Here is a 1059-nt window from a genome sequence, read left to right on the forward strand (position 1 = left end):
GATCCAACAGATCCAACAAAACCAGGAACTGATCTTCCAGTAGTTCCAGATGTACCAGGCACTACACCAGTAGGCCCAGATGGTACTACACCATTGACACCGAAAGATCCGAGCGATCCAAGCAAGGGTTACAACCCACCACCAATTCCAAGTGATCCAACTCAGGATACACCAATCAATTATGTTAAAGATGGTCAAAAAGCGATTATCACCTTCGTAGACCAAGATGATAACAACAAGGAAGTTGGTAAGGTCGTTGAAAGTGGTAAGTCAGGTGAGCCAATCGGAACTACTAACTACGCAACTCGTCTGAAAGAATTGACAGACAAGGGCTACGAAGTGGTGAACGATGAGTTCAAGGGACCTAAGACCTTCGATAACGATGATAAGAAGGACCAACAATTTGTGGTGACTCTTCGTCATGGTAAAGAAGCAATCAAGGATCCAGCAGAACTTAACAAGAAGGTTACTCGTACCATCAAGTATCAATACGCAGATGGTCAAACAGCAGGCCGTCCAGCTCTGAAAGCTCCTGTGACTCAAGAAGCAGCCTTCACACGTACAGGTGAGCGCGACCGTGTAACTGACAAGAAGACTTTCACTCCATGGACACCAGCTACGAAAGAATTGGCTCAAGAAGCTACACCAGTTGTAACTGGATTCGTGGCAGACAAGGCCAATGTCGCAGCCAAGACAGTGACTCCTGATGATAAGGATAGCGAAGAAGTTGTACAATACAAGAAGCTCGGTTCATACGTACCAAATGTACCAGACGGACTTCCAAAAGTACCAAACCTTCCATATCCAAACGATCCAACAGATCCAACAAAACCAGGAACTGATCTTCCAGTAGTTCCAGATGTACCAGGCACTACACCAGTAGGCCCAGATGGTACTACACCATTGACACCGAAAGATCCGAGCGATCCAAGCAAGGGTTACAACCCACCACCAATTCCAAGTGATCCAACTCAGGATACACCAATCAATTATGTTAAAGATGGTCAAAAAGCGATTATCACCTTCGTAGACCAAGATGATAACAACAAGGAAGTTGGT

The 1059-nt window shown here is 45.4% G+C and carries 1 protein-coding gene; it reads left to right on the forward strand.

The window, feature by feature from the left end; all coding sequences use genetic code 11:
- The coding region (locus D8792_RS11500) for a mucin-binding protein (RefSeq protein WP_446677396.1) at nt 1–1059 on the forward strand (1059 nt) is incomplete at both ends.

The sequence above is a fragment of the Streptococcus cristatus genome (assembly GCF_003943505.1).
GTDB classification, from domain to species: domain Bacteria; phylum Bacillota; class Bacilli; order Lactobacillales; family Streptococcaceae; genus Streptococcus; species Streptococcus cristatus_E.